The 20,695-nt window shown below is 69.8% G+C and carries 21 protein-coding genes and 4 tRNA genes; 9 read left to right on the plus strand and 16 right to left on the minus strand.

Features of this window, described 5'->3' with window-relative positions:
* Window positions 1-22 precede the first annotated feature (22 nt).
* The 14 genes from rplJ to LCHO_RS19320 all read right to left on the minus strand — a co-directional run bounded on the left by rplJ (window position 23) and on the right by LCHO_RS19320 (window position 8,263).
* Entirely contained in the window at window positions 23-571 is a 549-nt protein-coding gene (gene rplJ, locus LCHO_RS19255) for a 50S ribosomal protein L10 (RefSeq protein WP_012348870.1), read from the minus strand.
* Window positions 572-850: 279 nt separating this feature from the next.
* Window positions 851-1,564 carry a 50S ribosomal protein L1 gene (gene rplA / locus LCHO_RS19260; RefSeq protein ID WP_012348871.1) on the minus strand — a complete coding sequence of 238 codons (714 nt, stop codon included), beginning with the start codon at window positions 1,562-1,564 and terminating at the stop codon, window positions 851-853.
* Window position 1,565: 1 nt separating this feature from the next.
* Window positions 1,566-1,997 carry a 50S ribosomal protein L11 gene (rplK, locus tag LCHO_RS19265; RefSeq protein ID WP_012348872.1) on the minus strand — a complete coding sequence of 144 codons (432 nt, stop codon included), beginning with the start codon at window positions 1,995-1,997 and terminating at the stop codon, window positions 1,566-1,568.
* A 153-nt stretch (window positions 1,998-2,150) separates the two neighbouring features.
* Window positions 2,151-2,717 (minus strand): transcription termination/antitermination protein NusG, encoded by a 567-nt coding sequence (gene nusG / locus LCHO_RS19270; RefSeq protein WP_012348873.1) that lies wholly within the window; start codon window positions 2,715-2,717, stop codon window positions 2,151-2,153.
* A gap of 30 nt (window positions 2,718-2,747) precedes the next feature.
* Window positions 2,748-3,131 (minus strand): preprotein translocase subunit SecE, encoded by a 384-nt coding sequence (gene secE / locus LCHO_RS19275; protein ID WP_012348874.1) that lies wholly within the window; start codon window positions 3,129-3,131, stop codon window positions 2,748-2,750.
* Window positions 3,132-3,260: 129 nt separating this feature from the next.
* Window positions 3,261-3,336, minus strand: a tRNA-Trp gene (locus LCHO_RS19280).
* A 9-nt stretch (window positions 3,337-3,345) separates the two neighbouring features.
* Window positions 3,346-4,536: an elongation factor Tu gene (gene tuf, locus LCHO_RS19285; protein ID WP_012348865.1), complete on the minus strand. Its 1,191-nt coding sequence runs from the start codon at window positions 4,534-4,536 to the stop codon at window positions 3,346-3,348.
* A 54-nt stretch (window positions 4,537-4,590) separates the two neighbouring features.
* Window positions 4,591-4,665: transfer RNA gene (locus LCHO_RS19290), tRNA-Thr, on the minus strand.
* 63 nt (window positions 4,666-4,728) lie between these two features.
* Window positions 4,729-4,802: transfer RNA gene (locus LCHO_RS19295), tRNA-Gly, on the minus strand.
* A gap of 123 nt (window positions 4,803-4,925) precedes the next feature.
* Window positions 4,926-5,011, minus strand: a tRNA-Tyr gene (locus LCHO_RS19300).
* Window positions 5,012-5,062: 51 nt separating this feature from the next.
* The gene (locus LCHO_RS19305) at window positions 5,063-5,809 is read right to left on the minus strand and encodes a uracil-DNA glycosylase (protein ID WP_012348875.1); all 747 of its coding nucleotides are present in this window, start codon (window positions 5,807-5,809) and stop codon (window positions 5,063-5,065) included.
* Window positions 5,810-5,816: 7 nt separating this feature from the next.
* On the minus strand, window positions 5,817-6,605 hold the full coding sequence (gene trpC / locus LCHO_RS19310) for an indole-3-glycerol phosphate synthase TrpC (protein ID WP_012348876.1): 789 nt from the start codon (window positions 6,603-6,605) through the stop codon (window positions 5,817-5,819).
* A gap of 10 nt (window positions 6,606-6,615) precedes the next feature.
* Window positions 6,616-7,653, minus strand: a complete 1,038-nt coding sequence (gene trpD / locus LCHO_RS19315; RefSeq protein WP_012348877.1) for an anthranilate phosphoribosyltransferase — start codon at window positions 7,651-7,653, stop codon at window positions 6,616-6,618.
* Window positions 7,654-7,696: 43 nt separating this feature from the next.
* On the minus strand, window positions 7,697-8,263 hold the full coding sequence (locus tag LCHO_RS19320) for an anthranilate synthase component II (protein WP_012348878.1): 567 nt from the start codon (window positions 8,261-8,263) through the stop codon (window positions 7,697-7,699).
* A 294-nt stretch (window positions 8,264-8,557) separates the two neighbouring features.
* Between LCHO_RS19320 and LCHO_RS19325 the strand changes: the two genes are divergently transcribed.
* From LCHO_RS19325 to LCHO_RS23190, 9 genes are all read left to right on the plus strand, one after another.
* Window positions 8,558-9,751: a type II secretion system F family protein gene (locus LCHO_RS19325; RefSeq protein ID WP_012348879.1), complete on the plus strand. Its 1,194-nt coding sequence runs from the start codon at window positions 8,558-8,560 to the stop codon at window positions 9,749-9,751.
* Window positions 9,752-9,910: 159 nt separating this feature from the next.
* Complete coding sequence (locus tag LCHO_RS19330) at window positions 9,911-11,614, plus strand: GspE/PulE family protein (protein WP_012348880.1); 1,704 nt, start codon at window positions 9,911-9,913, stop codon at window positions 11,612-11,614.
* On the plus strand, window positions 11,595-12,953 hold the full coding sequence (locus LCHO_RS22385) for a PilN domain-containing protein (protein WP_012348881.1): 1,359 nt from the start codon (window positions 11,595-11,597) through the stop codon (window positions 12,951-12,953). Before LCHO_RS19330 ends, LCHO_RS22385 begins: the two co-directional genes overlap by 20 nt.
* Window positions 12,950-13,489 carry a GspMb/PilO family protein gene (locus LCHO_RS22390; protein ID WP_012348882.1) on the plus strand — a complete coding sequence of 180 codons (540 nt, stop codon included), beginning with the start codon at window positions 12,950-12,952 and terminating at the stop codon, window positions 13,487-13,489. The genes LCHO_RS22385 and LCHO_RS22390 overlap by 4 nt, the downstream gene beginning before the upstream one ends.
* Window positions 13,486-14,106 carry a hypothetical protein gene (locus tag LCHO_RS23785; protein ID WP_012348883.1) on the plus strand — a complete coding sequence of 207 codons (621 nt, stop codon included), beginning with the start codon at window positions 13,486-13,488 and terminating at the stop codon, window positions 14,104-14,106. Before LCHO_RS22390 ends, LCHO_RS23785 begins: the two co-directional genes overlap by 4 nt.
* Complete coding sequence (locus LCHO_RS19350) at window positions 14,103-16,385, plus strand: secretin and TonB N-terminal domain-containing protein (protein WP_012348884.1); 2,283 nt, start codon at window positions 14,103-14,105, stop codon at window positions 16,383-16,385. Before LCHO_RS23785 ends, LCHO_RS19350 begins: the two co-directional genes overlap by 4 nt.
* The gene (locus LCHO_RS19355) at window positions 16,382-16,867 is read left to right on the plus strand and encodes a type II secretion system protein (protein ID WP_012348885.1); all 486 of its coding nucleotides are present in this window, start codon (window positions 16,382-16,384) and stop codon (window positions 16,865-16,867) included. The genes LCHO_RS19350 and LCHO_RS19355 overlap by 4 nt, the downstream gene beginning before the upstream one ends.
* A 5-nt stretch (window positions 16,868-16,872) precedes the next feature.
* On the plus strand, window positions 16,873-17,241 hold the full coding sequence (locus tag LCHO_RS19360) for a type II secretion system protein (protein ID WP_012348886.1): 369 nt from the start codon (window positions 16,873-16,875) through the stop codon (window positions 17,239-17,241).
* Complete coding sequence (locus LCHO_RS23190) at window positions 17,238-18,029, plus strand: hypothetical protein (protein ID WP_150105523.1); 792 nt, start codon at window positions 17,238-17,240, stop codon at window positions 18,027-18,029. Before LCHO_RS19360 ends, LCHO_RS23190 begins: the two co-directional genes overlap by 4 nt.
* 33 nt (window positions 18,030-18,062) lie before the next feature.
* On the opposite strand, the gene LCHO_RS19370 is transcribed toward LCHO_RS23190, so the two are convergent.
* Together LCHO_RS19370 and LCHO_RS19375 are read right to left on the minus strand one after the other, a co-directional pair.
* Complete coding sequence (locus LCHO_RS19370; RefSeq protein ID WP_012348888.1) at window positions 18,063-19,073, minus strand: peptidylprolyl isomerase; 1,011 nt, start codon at window positions 19,071-19,073, stop codon at window positions 18,063-18,065.
* The gene (locus tag LCHO_RS19375) at window positions 19,070-20,695 is read right to left on the minus strand and encodes a cytochrome c/ABC transporter substrate-binding protein (protein ID WP_012348889.1); all 1,626 of its coding nucleotides are present in this window, start codon (window positions 20,693-20,695) and stop codon (window positions 19,070-19,072) included. Before LCHO_RS19375 ends, LCHO_RS19370 begins: the two co-directional genes overlap by 4 nt.

Genomic DNA, 20,695 nt, shown 5'->3' on the forward strand with positions numbered 1-20,695 from the left:
AAATACGGTAAATGAGTTTGCTTCAGCCTGCGGCTGCTTCGGTTGCCACGTCGGCAGTCGCTTCGACGGCCTCTTCGGCAGCCGGGACGGCACGCTTCTCGGCCAGTGCAGCCAGAACACGCGCGGTGCGCGAGATCGGCGACTGCAGCAGTCCCAGAAACTGGGCAAGCAGAACTTCCTTGCTCGGAATCGATGCCAGAGCCTTGATGCCGTTGACGTCGAGGGCCTTGCCTGCATAGGCACCACCCTTCAAGACCAGCTTGTCGTTGGTCTTGGCGAAGTCGACAACCACCTTGGCTGCAGCAATGGCGTCTTCCGAGAAGCCATAGATCAGCGGGCCGGACATGGACTCGGCCGCCGATTCGAAAGCGGTGCCGGCAACTGCACGGCGAGCCAGGGTGTTCTTCAGGACGTGAAGATACACACCTTGCTCGCGCGCAGTGCGGCGCAGCTTGTCGAGGTCGGCGACGGTGAGCCCACGATACTCGGCCAGGGCGAGCGTCTGGGAGCGAGCCACCTGGGCCGCCACCTCTGCCACCACCGCTGCTTTATCGTTGCGATTGAGACTCAAGGTCTACTCCTTCAATACGTGCCCACAGCGCTTGCACGATGGGGGCACACCAGGTTGCAGCGACCTTGCCGTTCAGGAACCCGTGTTGCCACGGAAAAACCCTTGCGGCGGGTTCGCCATCTGCGCTGGCCGCGAGCAGCAGAACTGCCCGGCAATTAAGCCCGGTTGCCGAAACAACCCGACGCCAGCGGTCTTGGATGACCTGACCCCGGACAAGCCGGAATCAGCCCACCAATCTGTCGGAAACCTGCACCAGACCCGTGCAAGCTTCCCAATTCATCAGGACTGGGCAGCCAGACCCGCAGTGATGCTGGCGACTTCGACCCGAACGCCCACGCCCATGGTCGACGACACCGCGACCTTGCGCAGGTAGACGCCCTTGCTCGAAGCCGGCTTAGCCTTGTTCAGCGCGTCCAGCAGAGCCTGCAGGTTGCCCTTGAGCTTGTCGGTGTCGAACGAACGACGACCGATCGTGCCGTGGATGATGCCGCCCTTGTCGACGCGGAACTGCACCTGACCGGCCTTGGCATTGCGCACGGCGGTGGCGACGTCGGCGGTCACGGTACCGACCTTCGGGTTCGGCATCAGGCCGCGCGGGCCGAGGATCTGGCCCAGCTGACCGACCACGCGCATCGCGTCCGGCGAGGCGATGACCACGTCGAAGTTGATGTTGCCGGCCTTGACTTCAGCAGCCAGGTCGTCCATGCCGACGATGTCGGCGCCAGCGGCACGGGCTTCATCAGCCTTGGCACCCTGGGTGAACACGGCCACGCGCTTGGTCTTGCCGGTGCCGTTGGGCATCACGACGGCGCCACGCACCACCTGGTCCGACTTCTTGGCGTCGACGCCGAGCTGGACGGCCACGTCGATCGACTCGTCGAACTTGGCGACGGCGAATTCCTTGATCAGCGCGATCGCGTCATCCACCGCGTACAGCTTGGTGGTTTCGATCTTGCCCACTTGGGCTTTTTGGCGTTTCGTCAGCTTGGCCATCTCACACCCCTTCGACGTTGATGCCCATCGAGCGGGCCGAGCCGGCGATGGTGCGGACTGCGGCGTCCATGTTGGCGGCCGTGAGGTCCTTGACCTTGATCTTCGCGATCTCTTCGAGCTGAGCACGGGTCAGCTTGGCAACCTTTTCGAGGTGCGGACGCGGCGAACCCTTGTCGATCTTCGCGGCCTTCTTGAGCAGCACCGATGCCGGCGGGCTCTTCAGGATGAAGGTGAACGACTTGTCGGCGTAGGCGGTGATCACCACCGGCAGCTTCAGTCCGGGCTCGATACCCTGGGTCTGCGCGTTGAACGCCTTGCAGAACTCCATGATGTTGAGACCACGCTGACCGAGCGCGGGGCCGATCGGGGGCGACGGATTGGCCTTGCCGGCCGGAACTTGCAGCTTGATAAAGCCGACGATCTTCTTTGCCATGATGGCTCCTCGAGTTCAAGCGCCCGGAACACGGGCTCCTCGTCATTCAACCCCGTGGGCGGAACGCCCGTTTGCACGGCCGACAGGACGGGGTCGTCACCTGCCAGCTCATGGCCGCGACATCCGCGCGACCACCGAGTCGACGCTTGCGCGTCAGACCTTTTCGACCTGGTGGAAATCGAGCTCCACCGGCGTGGCACGGCCAAAGATCGTGACCGAGACCCGCACCTTGTTCTTGTCGTAGTTGACCTCTTCGACCGATCCGTTGAAGTCGGTGAAAGGGCCTTCCTTGACACGCACCACTTCACCCACTTCCCACTCGACCTTGGGCCGGGGCTTCTCGATGCCTTCCTGCATCTGGGTGACGATCTTCATGACCTCGTCTTCCGAGATCGGCGTGGGGCGGTTCTTGGCACCACCGACGAAACCCGTCACCTTGCTGGTGTTCTTGACCAGGTGCCAGGACTCGTCATCCATCAGCATCTCGACCAGCACATAACCCGGGAAGAAGCGGCGCTCGGTCACGGCCTTCTTGCCGTTCTTCATCTCGACGACCTCTTCGGTCGGCACGAGGATGCGACCGAACTTGGCCTGCATGCCGGAACGGTCGATGCGCTCGCGCAGATTGCGCTCGACGGCCTTCTCCATGCCCGAATAAGCATGAACCACGTACCAACGCATCGGGTTTGCCGCCGGGGCGACCGCCTGGATATCACTCATTTTCAGTCCCTGCCTGGTTACGAAACAGACTCAACGCTTCCAACCGAGGATCAGGTCGTAGAACACCCACTCGAGGGTCTTGTCCGTCAGCCAAAGGAACAAAGCCATCACGACAACGAAGGCAAACACGTAGCCAGTCATCTGCGTGGCTTCCTTGCGAGTCGGCCACACGACCTTGCGCATTTCGCGCACCGACTCACGACCGTAGGCGACCAGCGCCTTGCCCTGCTCCGCCGTCAGGAATGCGCCGACTGCAGCCGCCAGGAGAACCAGCAACGCCCCCCACTGCGCATAGACACCCTGCTTGGACAACGCGTAATACGCCACCAGTGCACCCACGACCAGCAGCACGGCAGCAGCCAGCTTGGCCTTGTCGGCACTGGTGGAGACGGTTTCGACTTCTTGGGTGGACATCACACTCACTCGGATAGGCGGCAGCACCGCACAACAAAACCCAACCAACAGCAGCAAAGCCCGCCGGGGCGAACACGTCCCGCGGGCTGCCTTGAGGCCAGGAAATCCAGAACCCAAAAATTCAGGATCTGGCAGGGGCAGAGGGAATCGAACCCCCAACCTTCGGTTTTGGAGACCGACGCTCTGCCAATTGAGCTATACCCCTGCGGAAAACTTACGCGATGATCTTGGCCACGACGCCGGCGCCGACGGTACGGCCGCCTTCGCGGATGGCGAAACGCAGGCCTTCTTCCATGGCGATCGGGGCGATCAGCTTGACCGTGATCGACACGTTGTCACCGGGCATGACCATTTCCTTGTCCTTGGGCAGCTCGATGGCGCCGGTGACGTCGGTGGTGCGGAAGTAGAACTGCGGGCGGTAGTTGTTGAAGAACGGCGTGTGGCGGCCGCCTTCTTCCTTGCTCAGCACGTAGATCTCGCCCGTGAAGTGGGTGTGCGGCTTGACGCTGCCCGGCTTGCACAGCACTTGGCCGCGCTGCACGTCTTCGCGCTTGGTGCCGCGCAGCAGGATGCCGACGTTGTCGCCCGCCTGACCTTGGTCGAGCAGCTTGCGGAACATCTCGACGCCGGTGCAGGTGGTGTTCTGCGTGGCGCTGATGCCGACGATCTCGATGGCTTCGCCGACCTTGATGATGCCGCGCTCGATACGGCCGGTCACCACGGTGCCGCGACCCGAGATCGAGAACACGTCTTCGACCGGCATCAGGAAGGCGCCGTCGACCGCGCGCTCGGGCGTGGGGATGTAGCTGTCGAGCGCATCGGCCAGCTTCATGATGGCCTGCTCGCCCAGCGGGCCCTTGTCGCCTTCGAGGGCGAGCTTGGCGCTGCCGTGCACGATCGGGGTGTCGTCACCCGGGAACTCGTACTTGTCGAGCAGCTCGCGCACTTCCATTTCGACCAGCTCGAGCAGCTCGGCGTCGTCGACCATGTCGCACTTGTTCAGGAACACGATGATGTACGGCACACCGACCTGACGCGCCAGCAGGATGTGCTCGCGGGTCTGGGGCATCGGGCCGTCGGCGGCCGAGCACACCAGGATCGCGCCGTCCATCTGGGCGGCGCCGGTGATCATGTTCTTGACGTAGTCGGCGTGACCCGGGCAGTCGACGTGTGCGTAATGGCGGTTGGCCGTTTCGTACTCGACGTGCGCGGTGTTGATGGTGATGCCGCGTGCCTTCTCTTCGGGCGCTGCGTCGATCTGGTCGTACGCCTTGGCCGAGCCGCCGAACTTGGCTGCCAGCACGGTCGTGATCGCCGCCGTCAGCGTCGTCTTGCCGTGGTCCACGTGACCGATCGTGCCGACGTTGACGTGCGGCTTGGTCCGCTCAAACTTTTCCTTAGCCATGTTCCAAACTCCTGAATGCGATCAACTCAACGATCAAGCGAGAAGAAAAATGGTTGGTGCCCATGGCGCGGATCGAACGCGCGACCTCTCCCTTACCAAGGGAGTGCTCTACCACTGAGCCACATGGGCATCGACACAGGTTTGCAGACCTTGCACACAAACCTGTGTCGACTCACGACACCAAACCAGAACTGGAGCGGGAGGCGGGAATCGAACCCGCGCTATCAGCTTGGAAGGCTGAAGTTCTACCATTGAACTACTCCCGCCTGAACAAGCTGCCCGGCCGCCCAAAACAGGGCCAAACAAAAATTCAACCTGCAGCCATCGCGCAATTTCTCGCGCCTCACATCAAAACAGCCGTCGCCATCTTTCTGCTTCTTCATTTCGCTTGGTGGAGGAGGCTGGATTCGAACCAGCGTAGGCGTAAGCCAACAGATTTACAGTCTGCCCCCTTTAGCCACTCGGGCACCCCTCCGAAGCGAGCCAGCGACTTTACCATGGCATTTTGCGAGTTGCAAGCGCTTATCTACAAATGCCAATCAATCGCGCCTCGTCCCATCGACGCCAGCCAGCCAGCCGCACGGCTGAAGGGGGCGCTGCCGATGAACGGCACCGGTGGGCGGCGTGCCGACAACGGCGATGGATGGTTCGAGCACAAACACAGATGCGCCGGGCCGCTGGCGTTGATCAGCGCGCGCTTGGCTTGAGCATGGGCACCCCACAACATGAAAACCTTGGGCGACGGATCGGCGGCAACCTGCGCGATGACGGCGTCGGTGAAGTCCCGCCAGCCCAGACGGGCGTGGCTGCCGGCACGGTCCTGGTCGACGCTCAGACTGCTGTTGAGCAACAGCACGCCCTGCCCGACCCAGCGGGACAGGCTGCCGTGACCCGGCCGCGCGATGCCGACGTCGGTCATCAGTTCCTGGTGGATGTTGCGCAGGCTGGGCGGGATCCGGACCCCCTCGGGGACCGAAAACGCCAGCCCTTCGGCCTCGCCGGCGCCGTGGTACGGATCCTGCCCGAGGATCACGACCCGGACATTGGCAGGCTCGAGCGCCCTCAGCGCACGCAACGGCTGGCGAGGAAAAACCGGCGTGCCGGCAGCCACACGCCGGTCGACCTCGACGCACAGCGAGCGACCGGCCTCGCTGGCGAGGAATCGATCGCACAGCCCGCGCCAACGAGGCGCAACCTGGCGAAACGCGTCGGCCAACGGCGCCTGCAACCGGTTGTCGGGCACGCAGACCGGCGGTAACAGCAATGCCGACATCACCGGCTCAGGCAAACAGCGCGGCCAGCGCCACGCCCGGATCCGACGCGCGCATGAAGGCCTCGCCGACCAGGAAGGCATGCACCTGGGCCGCGCGCATGCGCTGCACGTCGTCACGCCCCAGGATGCCCGATTCGGTGACCAGCAGGCGATCCGACGGCACCTCTCCGAGCATGCCCAGCGTCGTGTCGAGCGTGACCTCGAAGGTGCGCAGATTGCGGTTGTTGATACCCAGCAGTGGCGTCTTCAGGCGCAGCGCACGTTGCAGTTCGTCACGATCGTGCACCTCGACCAGCACGCTCATGCGGTGCGCCAGCGCCACCGCCTCCAGATCGGCCATCTGCGCGTCGTCGAGGCAGGCCGCGATCAGCAGGATGGCGTCGGCGCCCATCGCGCGGGCCTCGTGCACCTGGTACTCGTCGACCATGAAATCCTTGCGCAGCACCGGTAGCGCGCAGGCCGCGCGGGCCTGACGCAGGTAGTCGGCGCAGCCCTGGAAATAGAGCGCGTCGGTCAGCACGCTCAGGCAGGCGGCGCCGTGGCGCTCGTAGCTCGCGGCGATCTCGGCCGGGCGGAAATCCTCGCGCAGCACGCCCTTGCTCGGGCTGGCCTTCTTGACCTCGGCGATCACCGCCGCCTGGCCCGCCGCAATCTTGGCGCGCATGGCCGCCTCGAAGCCGCGCACGTCGGTGCGGGCTTCGGCTTCGTCGCGCAACGAGACCAGGCCACGATGCGCACGCGCCGCGGCGATTTCCTCGTGTTTGGTCGCGACGATCTTGTTCAGGATGTCACTCATCGCCGCCCCCTCAGACCGCGGTCTTGAACGACTGCGTGACCGCCACGTACTGGCTCAGCTTGGCCAGCGCCTGGCCCGAAGCCACCGCCTCGCGCGCGGCACGCACGCCGTCGGTGATCGACGTCACCACGTCGGCCGCGTACAGCGCGGCGCCGGCGTTGAGCAGCACGATGTCGCGCACGGGGCCGTCCTCGTTGGCCAGCGCGCGCTGGATGCACGTCACCGACTCCTCCTTGTTCGCCACCTTGAGCACCCGCGTGTCGTAGACCGGCAGGCCGAAGTCGGCCGGGTGCACGACGTATTCGCTGATCTGGCCGGCCTTGAGCTCGCCGATCATCGTCTCGCCCGACAGCGAGATCTCGTCCATGCCGTTCATGCCGTGCACGATCAGCACGTGGCTCGAACCCAGGCGCTGCAGCACGCGCACCTGGATGCCGACCAGGTCGGGGTGGAACACGCCCATCACCTGGTTCGGCGCCAGCGCCGGGTTGGTGAGCGGCCCGAGGATGTTGAAGATCGTGCGCACGCCCAGCTCCTTGCGCACCGGCGCGGCGTGTTTCATCGACGCGTGGTGATTCGGCGCGAACATGAAGCCGATGCCGCAGCGTTCGAGCGAGATCGCCACCTGCTCGGGCGTCAGGTTGATGTGCGCGCCCAGCGCCTCCAGCACGTCGGCGCTGCCCGAGCTCGACGACACGCTGCGCCCGCCGTGCTTGGCCACGCGCGCGCCCGCTGCAGCGGCCACGAACATCGACGCGGTCGAGATGTTGAAGGTGTGCACGCCGTCGCCGCCGGTGCCGCACAGGTCGACCAGGTTCGTCTTGTCGGGCACCGCCACCGGCGTGGCGAACTCGCGCATCACCTGCGCGGCCGCGGCGATCTCGCCGATGGTTTCCTTCTTGACGCGCAGGCCGATGGCGAAGGCCGCGATCATCACCGGCGACATCTCGCCGCTCATGATGCGGCGCATCAGCGCCAGCATCTCGTCGTGGAATATCTCGCGGTGGTCGATGACGCGGGTCAGCGCGTCGATGTTGGCGATGCTCATGAGGCTCCTCGTTGGGGCAATGTCGGGTCGGGCCGGAACGCGCTCAGCGCGTCTGCAGGAAGTTCTTCAGCATCGCGTGGCCGTGTTCGCTGAGGATCGATTCGGGGTGGAACTGCACGCCCTCGATCGCCAGCGTCCTGTGGCGCACGCCCATGATCTCGCCGTCCTCGCTGGTGGCGGTGACCACCAGCTCGGCCGGCAGGCTCTCGCGCTCGATCGCCAGCGAGTGGTAGCGCACCACGCTGAACTGCCGCGGCAGCCCGGCGAACACGCCCTGCTGGTCGGTCGTGATGGTGTCGGCCTTGCCGTGCATCTGGGTCTGCGCCCGCACGATGTGGCCACCCAGCGCCGCGCCGATGCTCTGGTGCCCCAGGCACACGCCCAGGATCGGCAGCTTGCCGGCAAAGTGACGGATGCTCTCGATGCAGATGCCCGCCTCGGCCGGCGAACACGGCCCCGGCGACAGCACCAGGCGGTCGGGCTTGAGGGCCTCGATCTCGGCGATCGAGATCTCGTCGTTGCGGTGCACCCGCACGTCCTCGCCCAACTCGGCAAAGTACTGCACGAGGTTGAACGTGAAGGAGTCGTAGTTGTCGATCATCAGCAGCATGTGCGTTCTATCCCGTTGATTGCTTGGGTGTTCGCGGTGGTGTGTGCGCGTCGTCACCCGGTGTCTGTGCCCGCACCCGGTACACGCTGGCCGGGTTGGCGAGGCCAACGCGAGGTGCCGGTCGGGGGAGTCTGGTGCGCCCGGGCGGGCGCAAGGGGTTGGTCAGGCTGCAGGCTGACGCCAACGCTGCCAACTGAGCGCCGCTGCGGATGAGAATGTCGCGGACATGGCCCATATTATGGGCTGCAACGGCGCTCGCCTTCCGGCGCGCGCAGCCCACGCAGGGGAGCGGATTTGGCCCAGTTCAACGTCAAGGCCTTGCGCGGCGCCAGCGACGTGGTCCGGCTTTACATCGAGGCCGGCGACGCCGACGAGGCCCGCCGCCTCGCCACGCGGCAGGGCTTGGAGATCCTCTCGATCCAGGCCGGCAACCCGCTGGCCGGCTGGCACCTGCGACCGCGGCCGAGCTTCGACCTCGAGCTGTTCAGCCAAGAGCTCGTCTCGCTGCTCGGCGCCGGCCTGTCGCTGGTCGAGGCGGTCGACCTGCTGGCCGAGAAGGAAACCGGCCGCAGCGCCGCCGCCGTCCTGACCGAGCTGCGCACCGACCTGCACCGCGGCCAGCGCTTTTCCGACGCGCTCGAACACCACCCCGCGGTCTTCCCGCCGATGTTCGTCGCCACCGTGCGCGCGTCCGAGCGCACCGGCGACATCCAGGAGGCCGTGAGCCGTTTCCTCGCCTACCACCAGCAGCTCGACCGCATCCGCCGCCGCGTCGTCTCGGCCTCGGTCTACCCGCTGATGCTGATGGGCGTGGGGTTGCTCGTCACCGCCTTCATGCTGCTGTTCGTGGTGCCCAAGTTCAGCCGCATCTACGAGGAGATCGGTGGCCAGCTGCCCTTCCTGACCCGGCTGCTGATCGGCTGGGGCCAGCTGCTCGAAGCCCATGCGGCGCTAACGCTCGGCGTGCTCGCCGGCCTGCTCGGTGCGGCCGTGTTCGCCGCCAGCCGGCCGGCGGTGCGGCGCTGGATCGGGCCGCAGATCTGGCGCATCCCGGCCATCGGCGAGCGCCTGCGGGTCTACGAGCTGAGCCGCTTCTACCGCACGCTGGGCATGCTGCTCGACAGCGGCATCGCGCTGCCCACCGGCCTGGACATGGCCGGCGGCCTGCTGTCGCCGCTGCTGCGCAGCCGCCTCGAACAGGCCGCCACGCAGATCCGCGAAGGCCAGCCGGTGTCGCAGGCCTTCGCCCGCCACGGCCTGACCACCCACGTGTCGCGCCGTCTGCTCGCGGTGGGCGAGCGCACCGGCCGCATGCCGCACATGGTCGAGCGCATCGCGCTGTTCTACGAGGACGAGCTGGCGCGCTCGATCGACTGGTTCACGCGCCTGTTCGAGCCCGCGCTGATGGTGCTGATCGGCGCGCTGGTGGGCCTGATCGTGGTGCTGCTCTACCTGCCGATCTTCGAGCTGGCCGACAGCATCAAGTAGCGCGCACCACGGCTCGGGGACAACCCGCAGGCGCGCCGCAGCCACCGTCCTGCCGGCCTTGCGTCAGATCAAGCCTGCGATGATTTGCCGCACCCCGCCGGGGTCGCGGACGGCCGCTCGAAAGCTAGCATTTGCCTTATTGCCGGGGGCAACCGCGCCATGAAGCTGATCGATGCGCCCAACGCCTTTCGAGCCGAGCCGCTGGCGACCGACCTGATCGCGGCGGCGCGTGCGCAGGCCCGCGACACCGGCGCGCGGCTGCTCGACACGCTCGAGGCCGCCGCCGCCCAGCCCCCCGCCGACTTCATCCGCGCCCTGGCCGCGAGCACGCGCCTGGGCGCCTTCGGCATGCACGACCTGCACCGCCTGCAGGCCGCCTTCGACGTGCTGCCGTTCGCCGAAGCGGCGCAGCGCGAATGCCTCGTGCTGCGCGAGGCCGGCGGCGAGCTGTTCGTCGTCATCGGCGACCCCTTCGATGCCGGCCTGCGCGCCTGGGCCGAAGAGCGCATCACGTCGCCCTTCGACTGGCGGCTCGCCCACCGCGCCGACATCCGCGCCTACCTGTCGCGCCACGAGGAATCGCTGCGCGCGATGGACTCGGTGCTCGGCGCCGGCCTGGCCGGCGGCGACCGACACGACGAGGCGATCGAATCGCTCTCGATCACCTCGATCAGCGAGGACGGCAGCCCCGTCGTCAAGCTCGTCAGCTCGACGCTCTACGACGCGCTCAAGTCGATGGCCAGCGACATCCACATCGAGACCACGCCCGCCGGCCTGACGATCCGCTACCGCATCGACGGCGTGCTGGTGCCGGTGGGCAACGTGCCGGGCCTCGAACTGGCCGAGCAGGTGATCTCGCGCATCAAGGTGATGGCCGAGCTCGACATCTCCGAGCGCCGCGTGCCGCAGGACGGCCGCTTCAAGGTCTCGATCCAGGGCCGCGCGATCGACCTGCGGGTGTCGGTGATGCCCAGCATCTTCGGCGAGGACGCGGTGCTGCGCATCCTCGACAAGCAGGCGCTGACCGCGCAGACGCTCGGCCTGACGCTGGCCAGCCTGGGCTTCGACGACGACAGCATGGCGCGCATGCGCCGCCTTGCCCGCGAGCCCTACGGCATGCTGCTCGTCACCGGCCCGACCGGCAGCGGCAAGACCACCACGCTGTACGCCGTGCTGAGCGAGATCAACAGCGGCCAGGACAAGATCGTCACCATCGAGGATCCGGTCGAATACCAGCTGCCCGGCGTGCTGCAGATCCCCGTCAACGAGAAGAAGGGCCTGACGTTCTCGCGTGGGCTGCGCTCGATCCTGCGCCACGACCCCGACCGCATCCTGGTGGGCGAGATCCGCGACCCCGAAACCGCCGAGATCGCCGTGCAGGCCGCGCTCACCGGCCACCTGGTCTTCACCACCGTGCACGCCAACAACGTGTTCGACGTCATCGGCCGCTTCAGGCACATGGGCGTCGAGCCCTTCACCTTCGTCACCGCGATGAACGGCATCGTCGCGCAGCGCCTGATCCGCAAGGTCTGCGACGAATGCGCCGTGCGGCGTGTGCCCGGCGCGGCGCTGCTGGCCGAATCGGGCCTGACGCGCGAGCAGGTGAACGGCTGGCGCTTGCGCGTCGGCCGCGGCTGCGGGCGCTGTCGCGGCACCGGCTACCGCGGCCGGCGTGCCATCGCCGAGATCCTGCTGCTCAACGACGAGCTGCGCGAGCTGATCCTGGCCGGCGCACCGGCGCGGCTGCTGCGCGAGGCGGCGGCGCGCAACGGCACGCGCTTCCTGCGCGAGGCCGCGCTCGATTGCGTGCGGCGCGGCGAGTCGACGCTGCAGGAGATCAACCGTGTCACGCTGGTCGGCTGAGCGGCTGCACGTCGCGCTGGCGCCCGAGCGGGTCGAGCTGACGCGCCCGGGCCTGTGGCCGGGCCGGCCCGCCGCCCACGCGGCCGGTGCGACCTGCTCGCCACGCGCCGGCGAGCCGGCGTGGCAGGCCGCGCTCGATGCGCTCGACGGGCTGCTCGGCGCGTTCAACGCGCGCGGCGAGGCCGTCACCGTCGTGCTGTCCAACCACTGGGTGCGCTACCTCGTGCTGCCGTGGCACGCCGAGCTGACCGGCGCCGACGAGCTGGCGCAGCTCGCCCGCGTGCGCTTCGAGCAGACCTACGGCGCCGCTGCGGCCGACTGGACCATCCGCATCGACGGCGGCTGGGGCGCGCCGCACGTCGCCTGCGCGATCGACAGCGCCCTGTTCACCGAACTGCAGCGCCGCCTGGCCGCCCACGGCCTGCGGCTGCGCTCGCTGCAACCGCTGCTGATGAGCGCCTGCAACGGCCAGCGGCACGCGCTGGCGGGCGAACGCAGCGCCTTCGCGGTGATCGAGCCGGGGCGGATCTGCCTGAGCCTGCTCGGCCGCGGCCGCTGGCTCGAAGTCAGCAACCGGCGCGCCGGCGACGACGTGCCCGAAGCCGTCGAGCGTGAACTCGCCACCCTCGACGCCGACGCCGTGCCGCCGCAGCTCGACGTGCTGCTGGTCGGCGAAGGCGCCCGCTGGCCCGATGCGCCGACCGCGCGACCGGCGCGCCTGCTGGACACGGCAAGCCGCCCGCGGCAGGCGATCACCCGCGCGCTGCGCGGCGCCCGGCTGCGGCGGCTCGACCTCGACCTGGTGCGCCCCGGCCCGGCCTGGCCGGCCTGGCTGCTGCTGATCGCCGGCCTGGCGCTGGCCGCGCACACCGGCCTCGGCTACCTCGCGCTGCACGAGCAACAGGCGCAGCTGCAGCAGCGCAGCGCCCGGCCGCACCAGGCCATCGCCGCGCCGACGGCGGCCGTGAGCGACGAGACCCGGCGCGAGCTGGCCGCAGCGCGCCAGGTCCTGCAGGAGCTGGCGCTGCCGTGGGAGCCGCTGTTCCGCCTGATCGAGGGCGCGCTGATGGCCGACGCCGCCCTGCTGGCGATCGAGCCCGACGCCGGCAAGGGCGCGCTGCGCATCCGCGGCGAGGCGCGCGACTACCCGGCCATCCTCGCCTTCATGCGCCGGCTGGAGGCCTCGCCGGGCGACGGCGCGGGCACAACGCCGGCGCGCGATCCCGAGGGCGCGCCGCTGCTGGCCGGCGTGCACCTGCTCAACCACGAGATCCGCGAGGACGTGGCCGAGCGACCCTACCTGTTCACGCTCGTCGCCAGCTGGAGAACCGCGCCATGAACCGCCTGCTGTGGTGGCTGCGCCGGCACGGCCAGCCATACGCGCTGACCGCGGGCCTGGCCCTGATCGCCGCCGCGCTGGCGGCGCAATGGCTGGCGGTGGGGCCGCTGGGTCGGCAGATCGAGACGGCGCAGACGCAGCGCGAGCAGCGCGACGCCACGCTCGAACGCATGAGCGACGCGCTGCTGCGCCAGGATGCGCCGCAGGCCCGCCTCGACCAGTTCTACGGCCACTTCGCCACCCACGGCGCGCCGCTGGCGCTCGGGCTGGAACGGGTGCACGCGATCGCCGCCGCCCACCAGCTCGAGATGAAACGCGCCGAGTACCGCCTCAGCCACCCGCCCGGCCAGAAGCTCGACCGCTACCGCATGGTGGTGCCGATCCAGGGCGACTACACGACGCTGCGCGCCTTCGTCAGCGCGGTGCTGCGCGAGCTGCCGACGCTGTCGCTCGACCAGATCCAGCTGCAGCGCCAGGACATCGCCGACGGCCGGCTCGACGCGCAGATCACCTTGACCTTCTACCTCGTGCCATGAAAGCCGCCCGCCACTGGCGCCCCGCCCTGCTGCTGGCCACGCTGGCCGGCCTGCTGGCGCTCGCGGTCGGGGCGCCCAACGCGCCGCCCACCTCCCCGGCGCCGACATCGACGACAGCGATGACAGCCTCGGCCACCGCCCCCCGCCTGGTGCCGGCCCGCGCAACGGCCGCCCGATCAGCCGCCCGGGCCGGCGCACCGACGCCGGCCGACCCGCCGATCACCGGGCGCGACGCGGCGCTGTCGGCGCTCGACACCGGCCTGGTCGCGCGCCGCACCGCGGCCGGCGGCAAGGCGCCCGATGCGTTTGCCGCGCACAGCTGGCATGTCGCGCCACCGCCCGCGCCACCGGCGCCGGTGGTCTGGCAGCCGCCGCCGCAGCCCGCGCCACCGCAGGCGCCGCCGCTGCCGTTCAAGTACCTGGGCCGGATGGAGGAATCGCCCGAGCGCACCGTCTGGTACCTGCTGCAGGGCGAGCGCCTGATCGTGAAGGCCTCCGGCGAGGCGATCGACAGCAGCTACCGCATCGACGGCGCCGAGGCCGGCCAGCTGCGTTTCACCTACCTGCCGCTCGGCCAGCAGCAGTCCCTGACCCTGCCGATCGGAGCCCCCCCGTGACACGCACCCTGCCGAGGATCTGGCTCGCCCTGGCGATGCTGTGCGGCGCCGGCTGCTCGACGCCGCAGCCGCCGGACTTCCAGGCCCAGCTCGAGCAGGGCCAGCACAAGGAAGCGCTGGTCCGCTACGAAGAGGCCATGAACGCCCGCCCCGGCGACCCCGAACGGCGGCTGCAGTACTTCCGGGCACGCGACCAGGTCATCAACCGCCTGCTCGCGCTGGGCAGCGCCGAGTTCGGCGCCGGCCAGCTCGAACCCGCCGCGCGGGCTTGGGGCGAAGCGCTCGGCATCGACCCCAAGAACACCCGCGCCGCCAACGGCCTGGCCACGATCGAGGCGGCGCGGCGCCACCAGCTGCTCGCCGGCGACGCCCGCGCCCGGCTCGCCGCGGGCGACAGCGCCGGCGCCGACCTGATGGTCAAGGCCATCCTGACCGAGAACCCCGGCCACCCCGCCGCCCGCGAACTCGACCGCGCGCTGCGCGAGCAGGAGCGCAGGAAGTCGCTGGCGGTGCCGGTGCTGAAGTCGCGGCTGCAGAAGCCCGTCACGCTCGAATTCCGCGACGCGCCGCTCAAGCTGGTGCTGGAGGCGCTGGCGCGTTCGGCCGGCATCAACTTCATCATGGACCGCGAGGTCCGGCCCGACCTCAAGGCCTCGATCTTCGTGCGCGACGTGCGGGTCGAGGATGCGCTCGACCTGCTGATCCACAACCACCAGCTCGAGAAGAAGATCCTCACCGACAACACCGTGCTGGTCTACCCGAACACGCCGCAGAAGCTGCGCGAGCACCAGGAGCTGGTGATGCGCACCTTCCACATCGGCAACGCCGACCCGAAGCAGACGCTCAACCTGCTGCGCACCATGCTCAAGGTGCGCGACGTGTTCATCGACGAGCGGGTCAACCTGCTGTTCCTGCGCGACACGCCCGACGTCATCCGCGCCGCCGAACGGCTGATCGCCGCGCAGGACAAGGCCGACCCGGAGGTCGTGCTGGAGCTGGAGATCCTGGAGGTCTCGCGCACCAAGGTGCGCGACCTCGGCATCACCTACCCGAGCGAGTTCGCCGGGCCGGGTTCGAGCGGCGCCAAGCTGTTCGAGATCGGCGAGCTCAACCGCCGCACCATCGGCGTCGACACCGGCTACAAGCTCAAGCTGCTGCGCACCGACGGCGACACCAAGACCCTGGCCAATCCGCGGGTGCGGGTGCGCAACCGCGAGAAGGCGCGCGTGCACGTGGGCGACCGGGTGCCGGTGATATCGAGCACCATCGTCGGCACCACCAATCTGGGTTCGAACAACACGCCGGTCACGACCGAGCAGATCCAGTACCTCGACGTCGGCATCAAGATCGAGGCCGAGCCGACCATCTACGCCGACGACAGCGTGGCGATCAGCATCAACCTCGACGTCTCGTCGCTGGGCAACCAGACCCGCACCAACGCCGGCACCACCGCCTACGAGGTCGGCACGCGCAACGCCAGCACCGTGCTGCGGCTGCGCGACGGCGAGACCCAGGCGCTGATGGGCCTGATCCGCGACGACGACGTGCAGACCGGCGCCGGCCTGCCCTACCTCGGCGAGTTCCCGGTGCTCGACCGCATCTTCGGCAGCAAGCGCACCGACCGGCGCAGCCGCGAGCTGGTGCTGCTGATCACGCCGCAGCTGGTGCGCGGCATCGAGCCGGCCGACGCCACGCTGGCCGAGTTCTGGTCGGGCACCGAGGCGGCGGTGCGCACCCGCTCGCCCTTCATCGAACCGATGACCCCGGTGGCGCTGGGGCCGGCCACCGCCACCGCCACCGCCACCGCCAGCACCGCGCCGACGCTCACGCTCGGCGAGGTGGCGCCGGCCGCCGTGCCGCTGCCGCTGAACCTGTCGTGGCTGGCGCCGGCAGCGATCCGGGCTGGCGAGCCCTTCGTGGTCGCGCTGCAGGCGCGCAGCGACGGCCCCGTCAAGGGCGCCTCGGTCCAGCTGCGCTACGACGCCGCACAGCTGGAGGTGCTGGCGGTCGAGGACGGCGGCTATTTCGACCCGGTCGGCGGCCGGGCCGTCTTCACGCCGCGCATCGACCCGACGCTGGGGGTCGTGTTCGCGACCGTCGGCGCGTCCGGCACCGGCTCGGCGACAGGCGACGGGCCGCTCATCAGGCTGCGCATGAAGACACGCGGCCCGGCCGCGACCACGCGGCTGCAGATCGGCAACCTGGTCGCGGTCGACCCGATGAACCGGCGACTGCCGATCGAGGGATCGGCGCCGCTGGAGCTGACGTCACGGCCATGAAACACCGCCGCCACGCCCCGCACGGCTTCACGCTGATCGAGCTGCTGGTGACGGCCACGATCGTCGCGGTGCTCGCGTCGGTGGCGCTGCCGCTGGCCGAGCTGAGCGTCAAGCGCGGCCGCGAGAACGAGTTGCGCGCCGCTTTGCGCGAGATCCGCGGCGCCATCGACGCCTACAAGCAGGCCAGCGACGACGGCCGCATCCTCAAGAAGGCCGACGAGAGCGGCTATCCACCCAACCTCGAAATCCTGGTCGAGGGCGTCGAAGACGCGCGCAGCCCGAAGAAGACCCGCATCCACTTCCTGCGCCGCCTGCCGCGCGACCCGCTGCATGCCGATGCGCAGACGCCGGCCGCGATGACCTGGGGCCTGCGCAGCTACGACAGCCCGCACGACGCGCCGCGCGAAGGCCGCGACGTCTACGACGTGCACACGCTGTCGAGCGGCAGCGCCATCAACGGCCTGCCGTACAACCAGTGGTGAACGGCATGCGGCGCGGTTTCACCCTGCTCGAACTGCTGGTGGTGATGGCCATCATCGCCACGCTGCTGTCGCTGGCGGTGCCGCGCTATTTCGGCAGCGTCCAGCGCGCCGAGGAGGCCACGCTGCGGCAGAACCTGTCGCTGATGCGCAGCGCCATCGACCAGCATTACGCCGATCACGGCCGCTACCCCGAATCGCTCGACGCGCTGGTCACGCAGCACTACCTGCGCAGCGTGCCGCTCGACCCGGCCACCGGCGCCACAGACACCTGGATCGTCACCGCGCCCGCCCCGCCGGAGCTGGGGCAGGTCTACGACGTCAGCAGCGGCGCCGAGACCACCGCGCTCGACGGCACGGCGTTCAGCACATGGTGAGCGGGCGATCCGGCGCCGGCCTGTGCGTCGGCCTGAGCAGGCCGCAGCGCGGCGTCACCTACCTCGCGCTGCTGCTGGCCGCGGCGATCACCAGCGCGGCGATGGCCGCCGGCATGACGGTCTGGAGCCAGACCCAGCGGCGCGAACGCGAGACCCAGCTGCTGTGGGCGGGCGGCCAGATCCGCCAGGCGATCGCCGCCTACGCGCGCACGGCCAGCGACGTCGGGAACCGCTACCCGCGCACGCTCGAAGACCTGCTGCTCGACCCGCGCAGCCCGGCGCCGCGCCGCCACCTGCGCCGGATCTACGACGATCCGATGACCCGCAGCACCGAGTGGGGGCTGGTGCGCAACGCGCAGGGCCGCATCGTCGGCGTCTACAGCCGCGCCGAGGGCCGGCCGCTCAAGACCGGGCGCTTCGCCGCCGCCGACAGCGCCTTCGAGCAGGCCCGCAGCTACGCCGACTGGCGCTTCACCGCCGTGCCGGACAACGGCCTGCTCGATCCGCCGCCGGCCCATCCGGACGGCCAGGAGCCGGTCGACGTGGCGCCAGCCGTGATCGCGGATCCGGCCGATGAGCCGGCGAGCATCCCGGCGTCGACACCGGCAACGGCGGCGCCCGCCGTGCGCCCGCCGGCATCCGCCCCCCTGCCCGCGGCCGAGCCGGTGCAGGAGCCTGAGCCCGAACCCGAACCGCAACCCGTGCACGAAACCGATCCGGCCGACGAGCCGGGCACGGTGATCGAGGAAGCCCCCGCCGTCGACAACCCCGAGCGAGACACCGACTGAGCAACCCCGCGCCCAGTGCCGGCACGGCGGCGCTCAAAGCGGCATCAGCAGCTCGACCCGGCCCTGCTCGCGCAGCCGCGCGATCTCGCGCTCGACCGCCTGCTGGCCGCGGCCGTCGTGCAGGTGCCGGCGGATGCGCTCGCGCACCTCGTCCAGCGGCACCGACACGGCGGCGATGCGCTCGTCGAGCTGCAGGATCTGCCAGCCGGCCGACGTCTCGATCACCTCCGACAGCGCGCCGGGGGCGAGCGCGAACGCGGCGTCCTCGATCGCCCGGGGCTGGCTGCCGCGGCCGAAGGGATCGAGCGCGCCGCCCCATTGGCGGGTCGGCGCGTCCGAGTGTGTGCGGGCCAGCGCCTCGAAGCTCTCGCCGGCCCGGGCGCGCACCAGCAGCGCCTCGATGCGGCTGCGCGCCTGCGCCTTGAGCGCAGGCTCGGCGTCAGCGGGCAGCGCCACCAGGAGCTGGCGCACCCGGACCTGCTCCGGGCGCCGGAACAGCGCCGGGTTGGCCTCGTGAAAGGCGGCGATGTCGGCCTCGGTGATGTGCACCTCGCGATCGACGATGCGCTGCGCCAGGCGCTCGCCCGACAGCAGCTTGCGGGTGTGTTCGCGGTGGCTGGCCTCGTCGTGGCCCTCGATCGCGATGCGCTGCGCAAACACCTCGGCCGAGCGGAAGCGGCTGCGCGCCTCGGTGATGGCGCGCTCGACCGCCGCGTCATCGGCTTCCAGCCCCAGCGCACGCGCCTGCTGCCCCAGCAGCTCGATGCCGATCAGGCGGTCGAGCGCCTCGCGCCGGAGTTCGCGCGCCCGGGCCGGGTTCTGCAGGCGGGCGATGTGGATCTGGCGTTCGCGCAGCAGCGCCTCGAACTGGCGCTCCAGCCGCTGCGCCGGGATGCCCACGCCGTTGACCCGCGCGGCGAACACCGATTGCGCGAGCGCCGGGCCGCTCGACAGGCTCGCCACCCCCATCACCAGCGCCGTCAGCAGCCCGGTCGACACGCGGCGCAGGCGGACGGTGGCGCTCGTCACGGGCAGGGCATTCATGGCAGGCGATAGCCGCCCAGCGGCCGCAGGCTGTGGGCATCGAGGTCGACACCGACCAGATAACCGCCGGCCGCGCCGATGCGGCGGTCGGCGTTGAAGCTCAGCGGCGGCAGCAGGCCGGTGTCGAAGCTCTGCACGCTCTCCAGCGTGGCCAGCAGCTTGCGGCGCGACAGCTCGCGGCCGCTGCGCTTGAGGCCCTCGACCAGCAGCAGCCCGGCGGCGTAGGCCGACACCAGCGTGGGCTGGTAGGCGCGCGCATCGCTGCGGCCCGGCCCGCCCGGCAGCGCCGGTGCAGCTTCCAGCAGGCGCATGAACTCGCGCATCGCCCCGGCCTGCTGCTGCGCCGGCGCACTCGGGTAGGCCAGCGTCACGTGGTCGCGAAACGAGGCCGGCAGGCCCAGGATGTCACGCGAGGCCAGCGGCCCCGGCACCAGCAGTTGCGGCGCCCAGCCGATGCGCTCGGCGGCAGCCGTGAGCGACGCCAGATCGGCGCCGGCACCCAGCACCAGCACGGCGGCCACGCCGCGGCTCCTGAGCGTGGTGGCGACGGCATCGTGCGCGGCATCCCTTGCAGCACCCCGTGCCGGAAAAGGCCCCGACACCACCTTGACCCAGCCGGCCCGGCGCGCCGCCACCTCGAGCGACTGCGCCGTCGCGCGGCCCTGCGCCGTGTCGGGATGCCACAGCGCGATCGGCCGCTGCGCGAGCTGCAGCTCGCGCGCGGCGTGCTGCAGCAGCAGTTGCGCCAGCTCGGGCACGCCCGGCAGCAGGTGGAAGACCTGCGGGTTCGAGGCCTGTGCATCCTCCGGGTAGAGCGTCAGCGGGCCGATCACCGGCACGGCGGCCGCACTGGCCGCAGCCGACAGCACCTGCTCGACACCGGCCGACACCGGCGCCAGCAGCGCGAAGACAGCGCGCTCGGCGACCAGCGCACGCACCTGCGCGCCGGCCTGCGCCGGGTCCTCGGGCAACGGCTCGACCACCAGTTCGAGACGCCGCCCGTGGATGCCGCCCTGCTGGTTCAGCCGGGCGAAATACGCCGTCCAGAGCGCCCGCAGCGACTCGCCCAGCCCCGCCATGCGCCCGCTCAACGGCAGCAGCGTGCCGATGCGGATCGTGTCGGCCGACAGGCCGGGGTCGAGCTGCGTCTCCAGCTGGCGCAGGTAGGCGGCCAGCGAGGCCAGGTCCTTGGCCGACATCGCGTAACGCGGCATCGCGCCGTCGAGCCGGTTGCCGTCGGGATCGACGCCGTCGAGCACCGCGCGGCGCAGCGCCGCCTCGTCGAACGGGCCGTGGCGGCGGCCGCTGTCGTGCTGGTGGCCGTAGGGTTTGACCAGTTCCGACCAGCGGATGTCAGACGGCACCACGCCGCCTTCGGCGCGGCCGCGGCCATCGTCGCCGTGGCAGTTGCCGCAGGCGATGCTGGCGCCGCTCAGTTCGAGCCCGCCCATGCCGATGCGCGCCGACAGGCTGGCGCCGCTCGGGCTCTGGCCGTGCAGGTAGATGCGCCGGCCGGCCAGCTCGTCGGGGCCGAGATCGGCGGCAGCGGCGGGGCCGAACCCGAGCGCGGCCGCCATCAGTGCCACCATCAGTGCCGCGCCCATCCGCATCGCGGCGTGCAT

This window comes from Leptothrix cholodnii SP-6 (assembly GCF_000019785.1).
Taxonomy (GTDB): Bacteria; Pseudomonadota; Gammaproteobacteria; order Burkholderiales; family Burkholderiaceae_C; genus Sphaerotilus; species Sphaerotilus cholodnii.